At 75.1% G+C, this 21,376-nt stretch carries 6 protein-coding genes; all 6 read right to left on the bottom strand.

The genetic code is table 11. The annotated features are described in order from the left end of the window. Positions 1-1,427, bottom strand: a 1,427-nt coding sequence (locus tag GXW74_RS18575; protein WP_211848031.1) for a serine/threonine-protein kinase, incomplete at its 3' end; no start/stop codon positions are given. Between the two features lie 123 nt (positions 1,428-1,550). Beyond that, positions 1,551-4,550 carry a CHAT domain-containing protein gene (locus GXW74_RS18570; protein WP_211848030.1) on the bottom strand — a complete coding sequence of 1,000 codons (3,000 nt, stop codon included), beginning with the start codon at positions 4,548-4,550 and terminating at the stop codon, positions 1,551-1,553. A gap of 4 nt (positions 4,551-4,554) precedes the next feature. Then, positions 4,555-15,744 (bottom strand): two-partner secretion domain-containing protein, encoded by an 11,190-nt coding sequence (locus tag GXW74_RS18565; protein WP_211848029.1) that lies wholly within the window; start codon positions 15,742-15,744, stop codon positions 4,555-4,557. Positions 15,745-15,748: 4 nt separating this feature from the next. Continuing rightward, positions 15,749-17,512 carry a ShlB/FhaC/HecB family hemolysin secretion/activation protein gene (locus GXW74_RS18560; RefSeq protein WP_211848028.1) on the bottom strand — a complete coding sequence of 588 codons (1,764 nt, stop codon included), beginning with the start codon at positions 17,510-17,512 and terminating at the stop codon, positions 15,749-15,751. A gap of 182 nt (positions 17,513-17,694) precedes the next feature. After that, positions 17,695-18,273, bottom strand: a complete 579-nt coding sequence (locus tag GXW74_RS18555) for an OmpA family protein (RefSeq protein ID WP_211848027.1) — start codon at positions 18,271-18,273, stop codon at positions 17,695-17,697. Between the two features lie 69 nt (positions 18,274-18,342). Next, positions 18,343-21,237, bottom strand: coding sequence for an FAD-dependent oxidoreductase (locus tag GXW74_RS18550; protein ID WP_211848026.1), 2,895 nt, complete (start codon positions 21,235-21,237; stop codon positions 18,343-18,345). Between the last annotated feature and the right edge of the window lie 139 nt (positions 21,238-21,376).

Raw genomic sequence — 21,376 nt, 5'->3', positions numbered from 1 at the left:
GCCTGCTCGCGGGCGGCGGCATTGCGTGCGGCGGCCTCGCGCGCCGCGGCCTCGCGCGCAGCCTGCTCGGCGGCGGCCTGCTCGCGCGCCGCCCGGGCCTGGGCCTCGGCAGCAGCCTGTTCGCGTGCGGCGGCCTCGCGCTGGGCTTGCTCGCGCGCTGCCTGCTCGCGTGCTGCCTGCTCACGCGCGGCAGCTTCGCGTGCGGCCAGTTCGCGTGCCGCCTGCTCGCGCGCGGCGGCCTCCCTGGCGGCCTGTTCGGCGGCAGCCTGCGCCTGGGCGCGTGCGGCGGCCTCGCGTTCGGCGGCTTCACGGGCGAGCTGTTCCTGGCGCTGGCGCTCCAGCAGCGCCGGATCCGGCCCGGCGCCCGGCCCAACGAGGAAATACCACCCCGCCGCCGCAGCGACGACCAGCGCCCCTGCGCCGCCGGCGATCGCCGCGACCGGCGCGCCCTTCTTCTCCCCCGCCCCGCCCGGGGTGGGCGGCTGCGGCGTCTGGGGGGCCGGGCGCTGCACGGTGCCGCCGCCCACGGGGCGCGCGGAAACCACCGTCGCATCCTCGTTCAGCCCCGGCAGCCCGGGCAGGCCGCCCGGTTCCGGTGCCGAAGCGGGCGCGGCGGCCGCGGTGCGGATCGCTTCCCCGAACTCGGCGGCGGAGCGGAAGCGGTCATCCGGCCGCTTCGCCAGCGCGCGGGCGATGACGCCGTCGAAGGCACGGGGCGTCGTGACGGAAAGCTGGGACGGCGGCGGCGGCTCCGTGTGCAGCGCCTTGTGCATCACCGCGGAGAACCCGCCTTCGAAGGGCTTCTCCCCGGTCAGGAGCTGATACAGCATCACGCCGGCGGCCCAGATGTCCGCCCGCAGGTCCACCGGCTCGCCACGGAACTGCTCCGGCGCCATGTAGGAGGGCGTGCCGATCAGCGTGCCCACCTGTGTCATCGAGGAGTTCTCGAGCCGGGCGATGCCGAAATCGGCGATCTTCACCTGCCCGTCGGTGGTCATCATGATGTTGCCGGGCTTGATGTCCCGGTGCACCACGCCGCGCTGGTGGGAATAGTTCAGCGCCGCGCAGACCTCGCCCATGATCCGCACGATCTCGGGGATGGTGAAGCGCTCGTTCTTGTCGAGCCGGCCCTTGAGGGACCCACCCTCGACCAGCTCCATCACGATCCAGGCCTGCTCGGCATTCTCGCCGTAGTCGTAGACACCCACGATGTTGGGGTGGGAGAGGCGGCCGGCGGCCTGGGCTTCCCGCCGGAAGCGGGCATGCGCCTCCACCGCCTCGGGGTCGTTGGCCGAGGGGACCTTGACGACCTTGATGGCGACGCGCCGCTCGATGATGCGGTCCACCGCGTCGTAGACCGTGCCCATGGCGCCGGCGCCGAGCGTGCCGCGCACCTCGTACTTCTGGTTCAGCTCGGCTGGAAGCATGTGTCCCTGGGCTCTCCGGCGTCCGGCATGCGTATCCGCATTGGCATGCGGGCTGATGCTACAGCCTCATGGTGGAGATGTCGTCACCGGGCAGCATGACAAGCCGGGGACCTGTCCGCCGGATCACAGTCGCGCCGGTGCGGGGGCCTGCGCGCCGGCCCCGGCCGCGCTGCCGCTGCGCCGCCCGTCGCCGATCAGCACGAAGGGCGCCCAGTAGTAGGGGTGCGCGAAGGCGGCCGGCAGGTTCCGCCCGGCCTCGTCCAGGATCAGCATTTGCGCCCCGCGCAGCGAGGCCGCCGAACTCGCCCCGCCCTGCTGGCGCCGCAGCGTGTCGGCCACCGTCAGCGCCGCCGCCGCGTCGTCCACCGCCCAGTGGGTCACCATCAGCCCGCGCGCCCCGGCGTAGAAGAAGGCACGCGCCAGGCCGGACAGCGCCTCGCCGCCGCCCTCGCCGCCCGGCCCGCCGGTGTTGCAGGCGGACAGGATGACGAGGTCGGCGTCCATCTTGATGTCGAGCACCTCGCTCGCCTTGAGGAAGGCCGGGTCGGCCGAAGGCGCCCCTGCCGGCGGCGAGGCGACGATGGAGGGTTCCGTCAGGCAGGACAGTTCGCCCGGCAGCAGCGCGTGCGTCGCGAGATGGACGACGCGATACTGGTCGAGCCGTTGCCGCCGCATGTTGGGCAGGGTGAAATCCGCCCCGAGGATGGCGCGGTCCGGCGCCGCACCGAGCAGCGCGCGGGAGGCCGTCACCTCCGCCCGCGTGCCCGGCAGGCGTCCGAGTCCGGTCGCCAGCCGCGCGTCGCGCCCGCAGCGATCGGCGGGGAAGGAGCGCGCGAACTGCGCTCCGGAGGGCGGCACGAAATCGCCGAAGCCGACATAGGGCAGGGGGGCGGTCGAGCCCGTGCCCGCCGCGCGCAGCGTCACCAGCGTCTGCGGGCTCGGCACATGGACGATGGCGTGGCGGCGGATCAGCCAGGGCGCCGCCCCCAGCGCATCGCCCTGCACCGGCCCGGCCAGCAGCAGGCCGAAGGGCAGGGCGAGCAGCGGCCCGTCCGGCGCCACCACCAGAGTCTCCGCCCCATCCAGCGTGCCGGCGAGCGGCGCGATGAGCAGCCGGTGCAGCTCCTGCGCCGACTCGGCGTCGAAGCGCGGCACGCCGCCCGGGCCGATCTCGGAGGAGCGTCGAACCCGGCTGACCAGCGCGGCCACCGCTTCCTCCCCGACCGGGATGCGGCGCGCATCCACCCGCCCGTGGCGCACGGCGATGACGAAGCCCTGCTGCGGCCCCAGCAGCATGGTCACCAGCGCCTCGTTCGGCCCGAGGGCGCGGGCGACCGAATCGGCATCCACCGCGGCGAGCAGGAGCTGCCGGTAGCCCGGCGCGGCGGCGGCGACCTGGCTCTCGGCCTCCGCCCGGCGCTGCTGGGCGGCGGCGATGCGGTCGTCGAGGGCGGCATTCTGCGCGCCGGAGGCATCGCGCTCGGCGAACAGCTCGCGCAGCTCGCGGTCGGCGTCCTGCAGGCCGCGCACCGCGCCCTGCACCGCCTGGTTGCCTTCGGAGACGCCGAGCCGCGCCGAGGCCTGCTGCACGTAGCGCGCCGTGCTGCTGCGCTGGGCGAGCTGCGCGGCGCCGAACATCTCGGCCCGCAATGCCAGGGTCGCGCCGCCCCCGACGGCGGCCTCCTGGTCGAGCGCATCGAGGTAGGGGATCACCAGGCCGACGGGCAGGCCGATCTGCCGCGCGCGCAGGATGTCCGCGCCGGCGCGAAAGGCGCTGAGCGCCTCCGCCCGTCGCCCGGCACGCAGCCGCTGCTGGCCGGCGAGGAACAGCGTCACCGCCTCCGGCCGCTCGCCGGGGGCGGCGATGCCGAAGCGGCCGGCCGCGCGCTCCAGCAGCCCCGCGGCCGCGTCGCTGCGGCCAAGGCGGATGTCGGCGCCGGCCTCGGTGCGCAGCGAACGGCCGACCATCATGTTCGGCTCCAGCCCGGCGCGGCGCAGAACCTGCCGCGCCTCGGCCGCCAGCGCCGAGGCCTCCTGCCCCCGGCCGGCGCGGGAGAGCGCGACGGCGCGGTTGCGCTTGGCCTCCGCCAGGCCGAGCACGGCCGATTGCTGCAGCGGGTCGGCGAGCAGCTCGGAGGCATCCCCCTCCCGCGGGGCGGTCAGGTTCGGCACCAGGGCGATGTAGCCGGCCTCGGCCTGCTGCAGCAGATCGACCGCGGCGGCCGGCTCGCCGGCATTGAGCGCGTGCAGGCCGCGGTAGTGCAGCACGCGGGCCGCCGTCGCCGGGTCGGCCGCGCGCGGCGCGAGCGTGGCGGCACGGTCGAGCAGCATCTGCGCCTCGGCCAGCCGCTTCTGGTTGGAGAGGTTGACCGCGAGGTGCAGCATCGCCGTCGCGGCATTCGGGTTGTCGCGCCCGAGCACGCGTTCCTGCACCGCGAGCGCGGCGCGGTAGGCGTCCTCGGCGGCGGCGAAGTTCTCGGTCTGGTTGAGGTCGCGCCCGAGCGCCATGAGCTGTTCGTAGCGTCCGACATCGGAGGCGCCGAAGGCGCCGGCCGAAAGCCGGGCCACCGCGAGTTCCAGTGCCGCGGAGCGGCCGCCCGCGCCGCCGCCGCCGCTGCTCTGACCGGCGGCGAGGCGCTCGATCACCGGCATGGCGGTGGCGACGCCGTCCGCGACCACCGGGCCCGACGGGCCGGCGGCGACCACCGCGACATGCGGCCAGCCGCCGGCGCGGCGGGTGCAGGCCAGCAGCCTTGCGGAGGCGCCGCCGGCAATGGTGGTGCGCGTCGGCGGCCCGCAGGTCACTCGCTGTTCGAGCCAGGACCGCCACAGGCCGGAGGCGGCCAGCGCGTCGAGATCTGCTTCCGAGGCGCTGCCCTGAAGTTCCACCACGCGCGCCGCCGGCTGTGTCCAGCCGCCGCAGAAGACCTCCCGCGCGCGGAGCACGGCGCGGTCGGCGGGGGTGGCGCGGCCGGGCTGCACCTGGCAGGCCTCGTTGCGCGCGTCGGTCCCGGCGGGCTCGCCCGCCGTCGCGCTGGCCGAGCGCGTCACATAGGCGTCGGGCGACGGCTCCGTGCAGGCGGAAAGGCCGGCGAGCAGCAGGGCGGCGAGCGGCACGCGCACGGCGTCAGTAATCCTCTTCGGCGACGTTCGGGATCTGCACGTCGGGGTCGGTGATGCGGCCGCCGCCGAGGCGGATGTCCACCCGCTGCGGCGGCGCCTGCGGGATGGTGATGACCTGGCTCGGCACGATGCAGTTGATCGAGGAGACGACGCAGCCGTTGATCCGGTAGCGCGTCAGCGCGCCGGAGGCGGCCGGGCGCGTGCTGTCGGCGAAGCGCGCCGCGGCCGCGCCGCTCACCAGGTTGCCCGAGCTGTCGGCGATCGAGCCCAGGAGCTCCGCCGAGCCGCCCGTGCCATGGATGCCAAGCCGCCCGGCGGCGTGGATGGTGCCGGTCGCCGTGCCGCCATCCAGCAACAGGAAGACCGCGCTGCGGCCGGCATCGATGTCGAGCACCATCAGCCCCGCCGGCCCGCCGCTGGCGGGGCCGAAGCTGCCGGGCGCCTCGCTGCCGGGGATGCGCACCTGCGTCGCCTGCTGGCGCGGCTGCAGGCCGGGGATGTCGGGCTGCACCTGGGTGAGCGGGTCGGCATAGCCGCCGGAAGCGCGGGTATCGAACACCACGGCGGGCAGCACCCCGTCGCGCGGCACCACCGTGACGCGGTTGGTGGCGACGATGCCGCCCGGTGCGCTGAAGGCGACGGCGCGGCCGATGACGTAGCGCCCGCCATCGAGGTTCAGCGTGCCGGATGAATCGACGCCCAGCGTGCCCGTGGTCATGCTGCCGCCGCGGATGGAGATGGCCCCTCCCGTCAGGGTGATGCTGTCGCTCGAGACCAGGGTGTTGTCGGTCAGCACGATCGCGCCGCCCGTCTGCAGCAGGATGCTGGTCGGGTCGATCTGGAAGCCCTGCATCGTGATGCCCTGGCCCGCCGCCAGGCGCACCGCGGTGCCGGCGGTGATCTTGCCGCCGGTGAGCGTGGCCGCGGCCGGCGTTGTCAGGTCGAAGGCCGTGCCCGCCGTGGTCTGGCCCGAGATCGTCACCGGGCCGCCGGCCGCGAACGCAGCCTGGGCGCCGGCCACCGCCACCCCGGTATGGGAGAAGGCGCCGCCCGCGGCGAGCGCCAGCGCGCCCCCGGCCGACAGCGTGCCGGTGTTGACGAGGCCGCCGCCGGCAGTGAGGCGCAGATCGCCGCCCGCGGCGACCGTGCCGGTCTGCGAGATGCCGCCGCCGGCGCTGAGCAGGGCCGTGGCCGCCGAGACCACGCCGCCATGCAGCAGGCTGCCGCCATTGGCGGCGAGCGTGACCGCGCCCGCGGCCTGCACCGTGCCGTTCGCGACCAGGTCGCCCCCCGCCGTCGCGGAGAGATTGCCGCCTGCGACATGCGTGCCGCCGAGCGTCATCGTCGCGCCGGAGGCGAGCGTCATGGCGGCACCCGACCGGACTTCGCCGCTGCTGCGCAGCGTTCCGCCGGCGGTGACCTCGGCCGTCGTGCCGGCGCTGAGCCGGCCGGCGAGGCTGGCCGAGCCGCCGGCCAGGAGCCGCGCCGCCTGGGCGGCGGCCAGCGTCCCGGAGGCATCGAGCCCACCCGCGCCGCTCAGCACGAGGTCGCCGCCGGTGCTCTCGATGCGATTGCCGGCGGTGAGGATGCCTCCGGCCGTGAAGCGGGCGGTGCCGCCTGCCGTGACCTGCGCGGTGGTGCCGAGCGCGCCGCCGGCCGAGACGTCGATGGTGCCGCCGGCGGTCAGCGTGCCGGACAGGCTGAGGGCGCCGTTCGCCGCCCGCAGCGTCGCCACGCCGCCCGCGAGGAAGTCGCCGCTGGCCGTCAGGCCATTGCCGCCGGTCAGCACGAGGTCGCCCCCGGAACTCGTGATCCGGTTGCCGGCGGTCAGCACGCCGCCGGCCGAGAGCATCGCATCGTCGCCGGCGGTGATCTGCGCCGTCGTGCCGAGCGCGCCGCCGGCATGGGCCTCGAAGGCGCCGGCGCTGCCGATCGTGCCGCCCAGTGTCATCGCCGCGCCGGAGGAGAACTGAGCCGCGCCGCCGATGCTGCCGGTGCCGGTGAAGGAAAGCGTGCCGTTCGCCGCCAGCGTGGCCGTCCCGCTGGTGGTCAGCAGGCCGAGATAGGTCAGGTTGCCGCCGGCCGTCAGCGTCGCCGTGCCGGGCCCGCCGGTGACGGTGACGCTGCCGCCGGAAGCGACCGTCAGCCCCTGGTCGGTCGAGAAGGAAAGGCTGCCATTGGCCGAGACCGCCCCGCTGACCAGCAGCGGCAGGACCGTGTTCAGCGCCAGCACCGGGCCGCTCGCCACCAGGTCGCCGAGCTCGAGGATCTGGTTGTCCTCGGGCAGCGAGACCTGCCCGCCGTTCAGCGTGAAGAGGTCGGTGATGATCAGCGCGCCGGCCTGCTGGGTCACGGCGCCGGCGCTCTCGATCGCGACCGAATCCGCTCCCTGGATCAGGCCAGTCAGCGTCACCGCGGCGCCCTGCAGCAGGATCGCGGGCGCGGTCACGCCGCCCGCGGTCAGCCCGGCACCGGCGGTCAGCCGCACCGAAACCGGCGCGGTGATGCCGCTTGCCGCGAGCGCGCCCGCCGTGCCGAGCGCGACGGCCCCAGTCGCGCCGGTGGCCGGCAGCGTGCCGGCGGTGATGCCGGTCGCGGTGTCGTAGGCATTGCCGGCGAGGCCGAGCTGGAAATCGCCCTGCGCCGTGCCGGTGACGGCGGCGACGTCCACCGAGCCCGCGGTCTGCCGCACGCTGCCGCCGGCGATGCCGGGCGCGCCGGCGACCAGCTCCAGGGTGCCGACGCGGACCGAGGCGCCGTCCCGCAGCGGCACGTCGCCGGTGACCAGGATGTCCCCGGCGCTGCGCGTGCTGCCGTCCGAGCCGATGACGAGCCGCAGCGCGCCCGGTGCGTCGAGCGCCGCCCCGGCACCGCCGAGGCGTGCGATCTCCGTGCTGTCGAGCGCCAGCGTCCCGGCGCCGGCACCGCCGAGCGTCACGGTCCGGCCCGGTGTCTCGGGCAGGATGGCGATGGTCCCCGCCGGCGCGCGCACCGGCGCCTGGATGTCGAGATCGTCGGCCCGCAGCACGACGCGCGTCCCGGCAGCGGCGGAGACCGCGCCGCGCACTTCCATCAGGCCGGCGCCGCCGCGCAGCAGGACCTCGCCGCCGGCGGTCACGCCCTCGATCGCGGCGATCCGGTTGCCGGCCACGCCCGGGTCCAGCCGCACCGCGCCATTGGGGAACTGCGCGGAGAGCGCGGCGACGTCGAGCCGCGAGCCGGCCGCCTGGGTGAGCGCGCCGTCGCCGGCGAGCGTCAGCCGCCCGACGCGCGGCCCGTTGGCGCCGTCCACCAGGTCCACGGTACCGGTGATGTCGATCGAACCGGTGGTGCCGACCGCGCCGAGGCGGAGTTCCGCCGCCGGTGTGCCGGAGGGCAGGAAGGCAAGCTCCGCCTCGTCCAGCGTGATCCGCCCAGCGGTCGCGCTGCCCGCCGCGCCGCCGAGCACGTAGCCGATGCCCGCCCCGGTGCTGACCGGCAGCAGGGTGATGATGCCGCCTGGCGCGCGCAGCTCCGCGCCGATGGCGAGGTCGTCGGCGCGCAGCGTCAGCGTGCCGCCATTCGCCACCTGCAGCGCGCCGGTGACCCCGAGCGTCGCGCTGCCGCCGAAGCCGAGGCTGCGAACCGTGGCGCTGCCGCCGGCCGAAAGCCCCAGGCCGAGCGCCGTGCCGGCCGCATCGAGCCCGCCGCCGAGCGCGCCGATGGCGTTGCCCGCCTGGTCGAGGCTGACCGTCCCGCCGGCCAGCGCGGCGAGCCGCGCCGCGCTGATCGTGCCGCCGGTCTGCTGGATGTCTCCGCCGCTCGCCACGCCGCCGGCGAAGCCGCCGGTGCGCAGGATGATCTGCCCGTTCGCGCCGGCCGCGGACAGGTCCCGCGTCAGCGTCAGCGTCGGCGCCTCGAGCGTCAGGACGCGGTCCGTGCCGACCGAGAGCGGCAGGTCGATCGTCAGCGCCAGGGCGTTGCGCAGCGTGATGTCCCCGCCGGCGGAGAGCGCCGTCACGTCCTCGATCATGTTGCGCGCGGTGCCGTCGCCGTTGGCGCCGGCGAGGCGAAGCGAGCCCGCCGCCGTCGCCGCCAGCGCGGCGGCGGAAATGCCGGCGCCGCCCGCCTGCAGCAGGTCGCCCGTGGTCGCCTGCAGCGTCACCGTGCCGGTCGCCAGGATGTCGTTCAGCGTCAGGGCGGTGGCGGCGATGTCCACGTCGCCATCGACAGCGGTGCCGGTGCCGCCGGCGCCGACCGCGCGGGCGGTGAGCGCGCCGGTGTTGCGGAAGACCACGCCGTCCCGCGCCCGGGCCGAGAGCGTGCCGACGGCGTTGTCGCCGGACAGGCGGATTTCGCCCTCGTTCGCGGTGGCGGTGAGCGTCGTCCCGCGCACCGCCGCCTGGGCGGAGGTACCGCGCACGTCGCCCGCCGACGCGGTCAGGGTGACGGCGCCGGACGGCGCATCGATGGTGAACTGGCCGGGCGTCAGGCCGGCGGTGGACAGCGTGATGTCCGTCGCGCGGTAGGTGACGCCGCCGGCGGCGCTGGTGGTGCGCCGCACCTCCAGCGCACCCCCGGTCGCCACCGAGATCCCGCCAAGCGCCGCGGCCTCGACCACCGGCAGGCTGTTGCCGGCGAGGTCGATCTGCACCGTCCCGGCACCCTGCAGCGCGGTGACGGCGAGCGCGGCGGCGGAGAGGCTGCCGGCCGTCTGGGTGATGGTGCCCGTGCCGCCGGCCGTGAGCAGCAGTTCGAGACGCGCCGCATCGGCGGGGTCGAGCGTCCAGTCGCCGGAGAGGTTGATCGCCGGACCGGCCACCAGCAGCGTGCCGCCATGCGCATCGAGCAGGGCGAGCTCGGCCTCCGTCAGCCGCGCGGTGCCGGCTTCGGCCAGCGCGCCGCCGAGGCTGACACCGCGGGTGGAGCGGAGCTCGATCCGACCGGCAGCCCCCGCGCCGGTGTCGAGCGCGGCGCCGAGCGCGAAGTCCGGCGCCTGCAGCGCGATGGTGCCGCCCGCGCCGGTGACGATCGGCGCGGCGATGGTGAACAGCCCGCTGCCCGCATCGACGCCGGCCGAGGTCAGCCGCACCAGCGTACCGCCGGCGCGGATGCCCGCCGTCGCGTCGCCGAGGCCCTGGACGATGCTGCCGATACGGCTGGCGGCGGTGCCGATGGCGATGTTGCCGCTGGCATGGGCGCTGAGCTGCGCGACCGACAGCGCGAAGCCGTCGGCGACGATGTCGCCGCCGCTGCGCAGTTCGAGCGCCGTCGGCGCGCCGGGGCCGGTCAGGTCGAGATTGCCGCGCAGGGTGATGGTGCCGGAGCTCGTTCCGTCGAACGGCGCCAGGCCGCCGATGATCAGGCGGTCGGCGCTGACGCGCTCGATCGCCTCGGCGGTGATGGTGGTGGTGTCGAGCCCGCCGGTGCCGCCGAGCCCGATGCTGCCGCCGGCGGTGAAGGGCGCGAACTGCACCACGCCGCCGGGCGCCAGGAAGACGGTGCCGAGCAGCGCCGGCGCCACGCTGATGCCGTTCGAGAAGATGGCGATGCCGCCGCCGCCGGCCGCCGAGACCGGGGCCGCCACCTGCAGGTCGGCCAGGCTGTTGGAGATCAGGAAGGCGCCACCGCCGGTGGCGACGACGCTGTTCGCGCTGGCCGCGGAGACGCCGAAGCCGGCAGCGAGCCGGATGACCTCGTTCGCCCGCGACAGGGTGATGTCGCCGCCGGCCGAGACCGAAAGGTCCTGCGTGCGGATGATGCCGCCGCTCTGGGTGATGTCGCCGCTGGCGGGCGCGTCGAAGTCGGCGCCGGTGCGCAGCACGACATGGCCGCCGGCGGTGCTCGCGGTGACGTCGCCGGTCAGGTGGATGGTCGGCGCTTCCAGCACCACGCCGCCGTTGAAGAGCGCGGTGGAGCCTGCGGCCTCGACCGTCAGCGGGTCGGCATTGCGCAGCAGCAGCGTGGTGCCGCCCGAGGGGGCGTAGAGCGTTCCGACGCGGTTGAGATCGGCCGTGCCGGCCGCGCTGCCGCCGCCGTCGAGCAGCGCGCTGCCGGCCGCGGCGACGACCAGCCGGTCGGCCAGGATCGGCGCGCCGAGCGCCTGCAGGATGCTTCCGGTCGCCGAGGAGAGGTCGACCTCCGCCCCTGTCGCCGCGATGCCCGGGGCGGCGACGGTGTAGGTGCCGTCGGCACGGAAGACGAAGCGTTCGCCATCCGCGACCGCGCCCGAGAGCCGCGCGGTGGCGTTGAGCGCCCCCGGCGAGCCGAGCAGAACCGAGCCGGCATCGGCGATCAGCGCGAGCTGGTCCGCGCGGACCGCACCGGCCGCCGACTGCACGATGTCGCCGTCGGCCGCATGCAGCGTCACCAGCCCGTCCAGCGTCGTCAGGGTGAAGATGCCGTCGATCGCGATGGCTCCGCCCTGGAGCCGAACGGTGTTGACGCCGTCGATCGGGTTCGCTGCCCCCGCCACGGTGACCGTGCCCGCGCCGGCCTCGGCGCGGCCGATGACGAGGTTGCGCGCCACGAGGCCGTTCAGCGTGGCCTGCGAGAGGAACAGAGCGCCGGGATCGTCGAGGCCGATCGAGACGTCGCGCGCCAGGCTGCGCGGCGCCACCGTGATCGTCCCGTTGTAGGTCGGCGTCCCGAGCGGGTCGCCGGCGCCGACCCAGCCGCCCAGGGTCAGCCTGTCGGCGCGCAGCGTCAGCACGCCGTCCGCCGCGCTCGCCCAGGCGCCGAAGATGCCGTTCAGCGTGCCCGCCTGGATCGTCAGGTCCTCGGCGGAGAGGGTGACGGAACTGCCCTGCACGCCGGCGATATCCGCATCGAGGTCGCCCGGCAGCGGCACGGCGGCGGCGGCGGCGGTGGTCAGCGTACCTGCGGTGTCGAGCGCGAAGAGTCCGGTCGCCATCGCCGCGACCCTGCGCACCGCGTTGTCTCCGGCGGTGAGGTCCACATCCCCGGCGGCGCGGACGGCGAGCAGCTCGGCGACGATGCGCCCGGTTGCCTCCTGCGTGATGCCGGCGCCCGCGCCGAGGCGCACCTCGCTGACCGGCAGCGCCTGCTCGATACCGATCGTGCCGGCGATGGTCATGGCGCCGGGGGCCACCAGCCGGATGTCATCGAAGGCGAGGGAAGCGCCGGCATTGACGCGCAGCGTGCCGCCGCTCTCCACGGCGAGCGAACCGCTGGCGCCGGACCGCGCCAGCGCGCCGTCCAGCGCGAGGTCCCCCGCCGCGGCGAAGGTGAGTGTCCCGCCGACCGTGCTGGTGCCGAGCACCGCCACCTGGTTGCGGTCGGTGCCCGGGGCAAGCAGGGCATTTCCCGACGTCGTCACCTCCAGTCGGCCGGCCGTCATCGCGGCGCCGGCCGCGGCCTGGAAGATGTCGCCGGCCGTCGCCTCGAGCCGCACGGTCCCGGCGCCGGCGTTGATCGATGCGTCGAGCTCCAGCGTGCCGGCATCGACCGTGAGGGAGATGTCGGCATCGGCGCCGCCGGTCGCCGCGACGGGCGCGGCGAGGGTGAAGGCGCCTGCGCTGCGGAAGGCGAAGGATTCCGTGAAGGCGAGGCTGCCGAGCGCGCCGACCTGGTTCGGCGCGGCGCCGAGTGCGATCGCACCTTCCGCGTCGAGGTTCAGCAGGCTGGCGGTGATGATGCCGGCGGCGTTCTGCGTGATCGTGCTGGCGGACCCGCCGCCGGCCGCGCGCAGTTCCACCACGCCGCCCGCCGTCGGCGTGACCAGCGGCGCGAGCAGCAGCAGCCCGCGCGCCTCCAGCGTGAGGTTGGCCGCCGCGCCGGCCGCCTCGGCCGTCGTCGCGACGATCAGCCCGGTGGTCGTGGTGAAGGAGACATCGCCGGCGGCGGCGTAGAGCGAGCGCGCCCCGGCGGCGCCTGCCGGCGTGCCGCCATCGGCGAGGCGGAAGGCTCCCGTGCCGGCCAGGTCGATGCTGCCGGCCTGGGCGTGGGCGACGAGATCGGCGATGCCGCCGGAGGCGACGAGCCGCCCGTCCGCCCCTTGCGTGATCGCACCGGCGGAGCGCAGCTCGATCGTACGGCTCTCGTCACCATTCGCGGTGACCGAGGCGTTGCCGAGGGCGATCGCGCCGCCCGTCGTCTCCATCCGCACCGACGGCGCGGTGACGTCGGCCTGGAGCGTGATGCCGGCGGCGCTGATGAGCGTGAGCGCGGCGGTGGGCGCCAGCGCCTCGGCGACGGTCAGGCCCTGGGCCTCGATGGTGGCGAGGGGCTCGCCGGCCATGGTGGTGCGGCCGATGCGCAGCGTGCCGGCGGTGATCCCCTCGAGGTCCGCCGCGGCGAGTTCGAGCGTGTTCGCCGGGCTGCCGGCCGTGCCGATCTGCACGGCGAAGGCGGCGTCGCGCGGCCCGATCTCGACCGTGCCGGTGGCGCCGGCCGAGATGCTGCCGTCGGTGACGTCGAGCGCATTGACCCGCAGGCTGACGGTCTGGCCTGCGGCCGCGGTGATGCCGCCGGCGACCGTCAGGCTGTCGGCGATGACGCGCAAATCGCCCTGGGTGGCGACGATGCCGGGGAAGGTCGAGAGCGTCGTGATGGACGGGCCGGTCAGCGTGGTGGTCGAGCCTTCCGCCAGGGCCACGCCGAACGCGCTCGCCGCCGTGAAGGCGAAGGCGCCGCTGGCGCGCCCATCGATCAGCGCGATCTGGTTCGCGGCCGTGAGCGCGACCGAGCCGGCCGAGGAATCCGCCGCATCGGTGCTGCCGCGGATGGTCAGGAGCCCGTTGGCGCCGGTGCCGCCCGTGCCGCCGAGGGCGACCGCCGCGGTCTGCGTCACCGCGCCGCCGGCGAAGAGGCTCAGGTTGCGCGCCGTGATGGTGCCTTGGATCCCCAGGGCGCCGTCCGCGTCGTAGGTGGTGAGGATCGCGTCGTTGCGCGCGCCGCCTTCGCCTGCCGTGAGCGCGCCGCTGATGGTCAGCGACCGGCCGCGCAGCGCGAAGTCGCCATCCTGCGTGCTGCCGGCATCGAGCCGCAATGCGCCATTGTCGCCGGTCAGCGAAACCCCGCGGTTGGTGCCGGTGACGGCGACGGTCAGAGGCAGTTCCGTCGTCAGGTCGGCGCCCCCGCCGGCGGCGATGCGTGCCACCACCCCGCTCGTGCCCTGCGTGATGTCGCGGTTCGCCGACAGCGACACCGAGTCCGCGAGCAGCGTGCCCTGCAGCGAGATGCCCGGGTTGTTCTGGGCGGGGTTGCCGGCGACATCGGCCGTCAGCGTCGCCGCGCCGTGCACCGAGAGCGTCTGGCCGGCGCCGAGCGTCACCCGGTTGGTGCTGCGCGCGGTGAAGTCGCCATCCGCGGTGCCGCCGGTGCGCAGCGTGATGCGCCCATTGTCCCCGATGAGCGAGACGTTGCCGGTGCCGGTCACCGTCGCGGCGAGGTTCATCGAGGTGCCGGCGCCGTCGTGGTGGCGGATGACGGTGCCGCCGGCCTGGGCGATGCCGGTCGCCGCCGTGAGCGACATGCTGGTCGCGAAGGCATCGGCGTTGATGGCGATGGCGCCCGTCGCCGCGGCGATGGTCAGCGCCCCATCGACATCGACCGCGGCGCCGATCGTCACGTTGCGGCCGGCGTTCAGCGTCAGGCCGCCATTGGTCTTGTCGATCGCGTCGTCGACGATGATGTCGCGTGCCGCATCGAGGGTGACGGTGCCGGCGAAGCCTTCGATGGCGGCGGTCGAGATGCGCGTCCATTCGGTCGCCTCGCCGCCATCGGCGGTGACGCTGCCGGTGGCGGTGGTGATCTCGACCGTGATCGATTCGCCCGCGGGCAGGCCGCCGGGCGTGGCGGGCAATGCGGTGTCGCTGACGATGATGTTGTCCGGGTCGATCAGCAATTCGCCATTCGCGCCCGCCGGCGCGCGCAGGTCGACGGTGCCCTGCACCTCCAGCACGCCCTGGCCGGAAAGCTCGACGAATCCGCCATTGCCGCCGTCGGGGCCGCCGCGGGCAGAGAGCGCGCCGCGCATCTCCGTACGTTCGAGCGAGTTCAGCACCAGCATCCCGCCATCGCCGGTGCCGGTCGCGTCGGCGCGGATCTCGGCGCCGCTCTCGACGATGGTGCGCGCGGCCATGGTCTGGTTGCGCCCGCGCCCGGTGGTGCCGACCAGCACCTGCCCGCCGCCGGCGCCGCCCGAGGCATCCACCCGCGCCGTGCCGGCGACCGTGACCGTGCCGGTCGCCTGCAGCGAGACGCGACCGCCGCGTTCCCCGGCGCCGCCGGTCGCGGCCACCCGGCCTTCGACGCGCACGCCGCCGCCATCCGCGCGGATCGCCACCTCGCCGGTGCGCTCGCCCAGGCTCGGCGCCTCGATGCGGCCGGTCTGGCGCACCAGGTCCTCGACCAGGCCGGAGGCGGCATGCGCGCTGAGCAGCACCGAGCCGCCCGGCGCCTCGATGACGCCGCTGTTGGTGACCAGCGCCGTGCCGCCCTCGGGCGCCGTGCGCACCGCCTGGGTGACGTCGATCCCGATCAGCCCGTCGCCGGCGAGGTCGAGGACGAAGGTCTCCGCCGCGCCGAGCGCCACGCGCCCGAGCCGCGCGCGGATCACGCCGGAATTGGCGACGCCCGGAGCCACCAGTGCGGCGAGGCCGCGGTCGGCGACGGTGATGCTGCCGCGGTTCTCGACCCGCGCGCCGGGTCGCGGCGCGCCGTCGAACACCATCCGGCCCGCCATGAAATTCTCGTTGGTGATGTTGGCGGCCGAGGCGATCAGGCTGCCGACATCCACCTGTGCGCCGCCGGCGAACACCATCCCCGACTGGTTGACGATGGCGACGCCGCCATTGGCCTGCACGCGCCCGGCGATGACCGAGGGGTCCGGCCCGGTCACCCGGTTCAGCGTCCAGGACCCCTGGTTCGGCTGCACGAACTGCACCGTGTGCTGGCTGCCGACGTTGAACTGCTGCCAGTCGATCGCGGCCCGGTTGGTGCCCTGGGTGATCGTGGTCTGGCTGGTCGTCTGCGTGATGGCGGCCTGGCCGGCGACGACCTGCCCGCCGGTCGGGCCGGTGGTCGCCGCCGGCATGGTCTGCGCCAGGGCGGGGCCGGCGGCGATCGGCAGCAGCGCGGTGGTGGCGAGCAGCCAGGCGCGCTGCGGCGCGCGGCGCGCCGGCGTCCGGGCCGGGGCGGGAAGGGGGCGTTGTGCGGGGCGTGCCCTGCCGCGGGTCGCGACGCCTGTCATCGGGTCAGAACCTCACCAGCATGCGAAAGAAGGCCTGGGTGGCGCGCAGCGGGTCGGAGGCCACCCCCTCCGGCCGCGTCGTGAAGCGGCGCGCCACCTCGACGTCGAACTGCACCGTATCCGAGAAGACGGTGCGGAATCCGCCGCCCCAGGAGGAGAGCCGCCGGTCGGCGTCCGTGTCGAGGTTCTGGTACGCCCAGCCGAGGTCGCGGAAGACGTAGAGCTGCGTCGAGCCGCGGTTGTTGCCGAGCGCGGGTTCGGCCGGGATCTCGTAGGCGAGGTCGAGCTGGAGCTCGATCGCGTAGCCGTAGCCCCAATCCCCGGTGACCTGGCCCGAATAGTACCCGCGGCCGAGCCGCGAGCCGCCGAGGTAGTACTTCTCCGCCGGCGGCAGGATGTCGGAGGACCATTGCCCGGTCACATAGGCCTGCAGGTTCACCATCGCGCCGTCGAAGGGGGCGAAGATCGGCTGCACGCGCTGGTACTCGCCGGTCGTCTTGGTGAAGTCGAACTCGCTCGCGATGCGCGTCGCCTGCGGATCGTCGTTGGCGGTCGCGCCGAAGCTGTTCAGCCCCTGGTGGATGCGGATCGACGCCTGGTTCGTCGCCGGCGGCATGAAGGAGAGGATGCTGTCGAGCGCCTGCCCGTCGAAGCCGCCGCGCAGGGTGCGGATGCGGTCCTGGCCCGCCCGCGCGCGCGGCCCCGGCGTGTCGGCCGCGCCGGTGTAGATGGTGCTGTCGAAGGCGTCGAACTGCCCGACCGCCCAGAGATTCGCGGGGCGTGAGCGGATGATCGGATAGGTCGCGACGATGCCGGCGACCTGGGTTTCGCCCTCGTAGCCGATCTCGGCGAGCTGGCCGGAGGGCGTGGTGTTGCCGATGCCCGCATAGACGCGCACCCGCAGGCCGGAGCCGCCGATGAAGACCTCGGCGCTGGCCTGCGCGAAATACTGCGTGCCCTGCTCGGCGCCGAAGATCGACAGCTCCGTCCGCTCGCCGAACTCGGTGACGGAGTTGAGCCCGGCGACGAGCAGCGCCTCCCACGGGCCGGTGAGCCGGTAGCCGCGGTTGTCCAGGTTGAAGTACCCGCTGACCGCGGAGCGGCTGAGCTGCGCGATGAGGCGGAGCGCGCCCGGTTCCCCCTGGATCGGCTGCAGCACGCCGCGCACCTGCACCCCCGGCACGTCGGAGGCGAGCAGCAGGGCGCGCTCCACCGCCGCGGTCGAGACCGGGCGCTCGTTCTTCACGCGCTCGAGGAAGCGCAGCACCTGCGTCCCGGCGGGCCCGATCTCGCCGTCGAGGCGGACCTCGGCGACATAGCCCTCGGTGATCGAGAAGCGCGCCTCGTTGCGCCCGTCCGGCTGCGGCACCAGCGCGGCGGCGACGGAGACGAAGGGATAGCCGGCGCGGCGATAGGCGCCGAGCACGGCGAGCCGCGCCTCCTCGATCCGCGCGAGGCTGACCGTGCGGTTCTCGATCGGCGCGATGGCCGGGCGGAGCTGCGCGTCGGTGAGCGCGGTGTTGCCCTGGACGGCGGCGGTCGAGATCGCGACCTCGCGCGTCTCCCCCGGGCCGCGCCGCGCCTCGGGCGGCGGCGGTTGGGTGCGCGGGGCGAGGCTCGGCGCCTGTTGCGGGCCGATCCGGTCGATCAGGTCAGCCGGCGGCGGCGGCGGGCGCGGCAGGTTCGGCGGCAGTTGCGCCAAGGCGACCCCCGGCCCGAGCAGCAGCAGAGCGGCCAGCGACCGCAAGGAGAAGGTGATAACGGTCATCGCCTAGGCGGGTCGGAGGGATCTCATGCACCAACATATGAGAGACGCCTGCGAAAGAAACCTCACGTTCACCTCTAGGGCGACGAAAGGGTCGGAGCCGTAGCTCTCGCGCAACGGTCATGACGGAACCGCGTCAGGATCCGCCGCCGGCGTCACCCTTTTCCGGCCGGTGACCGCCAGTTTCAGTTGCCGAGATTGATGACCTGCACGCGGCGGTTGCGCGCTTCCGGCGTGCCGTCCGGCGTCCGAACCAGCAGCATGGTTTCGCCGAGGCCGAGCGTCTCCAGCCGTTCGGCAGGGATGCCGTAGCGCTGCGTCAGCAGGCCGCGCACCGCTTCCGCGCGGCGCTCCGACAGCGCCTGGTTGAGCGCGGCGCTGCCGACCGTGTCCGTGTGGCCCTCGATGCGGAAGCGCGAACGGGCGAGCTCGGGCGCGGTCAGCGCGCGGGCGAGGGAGGCGAGCAACACCTCGGCGTCGGGCGTCAGCGTCGCCGAGCCGGTGGCGAAGGTGATCAGGAGCGACACGGCCGGCATGCCCGGCGGTGCGGTCGTCGCGCTCTGCACGGGGCTGCGCGGATCGGCCGGCGTGACCGGGGTGACGGGCGCGGTGACGGCGTCCCCGCCCTGGCCCGGCACGCGGATGCCGCGCGTCAGGTTGCGCAGGATGGTGTCGGCGAGCGGGTCCCGCGCCGGCGCCTGCGCGTCCGCGGCACCGGCGGCGAGCGTCAGCAAGATGGCGGCGAGGGGAAGGGCTGTCCGCATCCGGTGGTCCTCCGTGCCGGTTCGTACGCAGTAGAGCACATCCTGTGCGTTGCGTGTCCGCTGTTCCATTCAACCGAAGCGGGCGATGGAGAAGGCCGGCGCCACGGCCTCCCGCCCCAGCACCGCATCGGCCGTCATGCGTCCCGCCACGGGGCCGAGGGTGAAGCCGGAGGAGGTCACGGCGGCGAAGAGTCCCGGGCAGCCGGGCGCCTCGCCGAGGATCGGCGCACGGTCGACATGCACGTTGATCCCGGTCCAGGCGCGCAGCACGGACAGCCCTGCGACGGCGGGCACGACGCGGCCCGCGACCCAGAGATTGCCCTCGATGCTTTCGCGCCGGTTGCGCGTGGCGCCGGTCGCGGGGTGGTGCTCGCCCGGCCAGCCACCGCCGATCAGCAGATGCCCCTGCGCCCCCTGCTTGAAGGAGAGGTGCCGCCCGGCATGAGCGACGAGGTGGGGGACGAAGGGCCCGGTGGGCTCGGTGGCGATGACCTGCTGCACCAGGCCGCCGACCGGCAGCCTCACGCCCGCCAGGGCCGCGACCTGGCCGGACCATGGTCCCGCCGCCACGACGATGCGCCCGGCGCGGATGGTGCCGGATTCGGTGGCGACGGCGAAGCCGCTGCCGTCGCGCGCGATGCCGGTGACCTGCACCCCGCCGGCGATGCGCCCGCCCGCGCGCTTCACGAGGCCGAGAAGCGCCGCGGTGCCGCGCAGCGGGTCGATCTGGCCCTCGGCGCGGCAGAAGGCCGCGCCGAGAAAGCGCGGCGCGAGGTAGGGCGCGAGGCCGCGCAGCTCGTTCGCGCCGACGACATGGCTTTCGATGCCGGCGCCGCGCTCCACCGCCGTCTTGCCGCGCAGCCATTCCATCTGCTCCGGCGTCTCGGCCAGCATCAGGCCGCCCTCGGTGCGGATGCCGCAGGATTCGCCGGCGTCGCGCGCGATCTCCTTCCACAGCGCTATGGAGCGCGGGCCGAGCGGCAGCGTCGCCGCCGCCGGGCGCGCCGTGCCGAGCGCCTCGGCCTTCTCGCCGAAGTCATAGGACAGGAGTTGCACATGCAGGCTGCCGGCATTCGCCGTGCTGGCGGCGAGGCCGGGTTCGGACCGGTCCGCCACCAGCACGTCCACGCCCTCGCGCGCCAGGCAGAGCGCGGTGGAAAGCCCGAGCACGCCGCCGCCGACGACCAGCACGTCGCAGCGCCGGTCCTCGGGGCGGAGCGGCGAGGCGGGGCCGCGCCATCGGGTCGGCGTGGGCGCATGGATGACGGGGGTTTCGCCCCATTCCGGCACCTCGCGCATCAGCGCGGCGGCAGGGATCGGCCGGACCGGCGCGCGCGGGGCGGCGAAGGCGGCCTCCTCGGCCGGCGCGCCGGCCAGGCGGGCGACGGTCGCGCCGCACATGCGCCCCTGGCAGCGGCCCATGCCGGCGCGGGTTGCCTTCTTCAGCGCGGCGAGGCTGCGCGCGCCGTCCGCCATCGCTTCGCGCAGCGCGGCGGCGGTCACCTCCTCGCAGCGGCAGATCGTGGTGGCGCCGGCGATGGAGGCGGCGTCGAAGGGCGGCACGGCGAAGATGCGCCACAGCGCACGCTGGAAGGCAAGGGCACGCGCCAGGTCGCGCCGGGCGGCGGCGTCCTGCGGGGCGGCCAGGCCGATCTCGCGTGCCGCCGCCAGTCCCGCCAGGCGCCCGCGCGCGAAGGCGACGCGCGATCCGCCGATCGCGGCGCCGTCGCCGATGGCGAAGACTCCAGGGATGCTGGTGCGACCTTCCTCGTCGGTGACGGTCTCCAGCCGTCCGATCTCCGCCCCCGGGCCATCGGTGACGAAACGCTGCGCGCAGCCGAGCGTGCGGGCGAGGCCGGTCTCCGGCTGGAACCCCATGTTCAGCGCGGCGACACCGGCCACGATGCGGCGTTCGCCGGCGGGCGTCGCGACGCGCAGCGCGGCGAAGCGGTCGGTGCCCTCGCAGGCGAGGATCGTGCTGCCCCACAGCACCGGCACGCCGGCACGCCGCAGGGTCGAGAGGTAGTGCAGCCCATCCCAGGCCAGGTCCGGCGAGGCACCGGCCAGCGCCAGCAGGTCGCGCCAGGCGCGCAGGCCCGGCTTCGGCGCGGCTTCCACCACCGCCGCCACCTGAACGCCGCCGGCCAGCAATTCACAGGCGAGCTGCAGGTTGAGCGGCCCGCTGCCGGCGATGACGATGCGCTCGGCCGGGCTCACGCGCTGCGCGCGCGCCAGGGTCTGCAGGGCGCCGGTCGTCATCACGCCGGGCAGGGTCCAGCCCGGCACCGGGACGGGGCGTTCATGCGCGCCGGGCGCCAGCACCAGGCGCTTCGGGCGGAAGGTGACGGCGGCGTTGCCGACCAGCGCGGCGATCTCATCCGGCGCGAAGCCGCCCCAGACGGTGGCACCCTGGTGGATGGCGATGCCCGCCGCGCGCGCTTCGGCGAACAGCACCGCGCCCCTGCGGAACTGTGCGTCCGGCGCGGTGCTGGCGTGGCTCGTCGCCAGCGGCTTGAGGTACTGGCCGCCGGGGTCCGCACGCTCGTCCAGCACCACCACCTGGGCGCCGGCGCCCGCCGCGGCGATCGCGGCGGACAGCCCGGCCGGGCCGGCGCCGACCACCAGCAGGTCGCAGGCGCGTTCGGCGATCTCCGCCGGCGGGTCGGCGAGCGGCGCGGCCACGACCGGCGGCGCGCCTGTCACCCGCATGTCCGCTTCCACCTTGGTGAGGCAGGCGCGCTGTCCCGACCTGCCGTCGACGGTGACGATGCAGTCCCAGCAGGCGCCCATGCCGCACCACAGGCCGCGCGGCTCGCCCTTCGCGGTGTGGCGGAAGGCGACGATGCCGGCGGCTGACAGCGCCGCGGCGATGCTCTCGCCGGGCAGCGCCTCGATCTCCTGCCCGTCGAAGGTGAAGCGGATCGGCGCGGCATTCGGCGTGATCGTCGGGGAGGAGAGACGCATGGCCTTGCGCGAAGGGGACAGGGCAGCCGATCTTCGCATGCGGTGCCCCCGCGTCCATCCCCGGATGTCGCGCGATGCTCGCGCGCATCGCCAGTCTCCCGGAGATTGGCCGGGTCACGGAGACCATGCCGGCGGCGGC

It is taken from the genome of Neoroseomonas eburnea, from assembly GCF_018129005.1.
Taxonomy (GTDB): Bacteria; Pseudomonadota; Alphaproteobacteria; order Acetobacterales; family Acetobacteraceae; genus Neoroseomonas; species Neoroseomonas eburnea.
This window is presented reverse-complemented; position numbering and strand designations above follow the sequence as displayed.

What these genes read in the sequence shown, in the direction of transcription:
- GXW74_RS18555 (WP_211848027.1), bottom strand. Translation starts at nt 18,273, where the DNA reads ATGCGGACAGCCCTTCCCCTCGCCGCCATCTTGCTGACGCTCGCCGCC.
- GXW74_RS18565 (WP_211848029.1), bottom strand. Translation starts at nt 15,744, where the DNA reads ATGACAGGCGTCGCGACCCGCGGCAGGGCACGCCCCGCACAACGCCCC.
- GXW74_RS18550 (WP_211848026.1), bottom strand. Translation starts at nt 21,237, where the DNA reads ATGCGTCTCTCCTCCCCGACGATCACGCCGAATGCCGCGCCGATCCGC.
- GXW74_RS18560 (WP_211848028.1), bottom strand. Translation starts at nt 17,512, where the DNA reads ATGACCGTTATCACCTTCTCCTTGCGGTCGCTGGCCGCTCTGCTGCTG.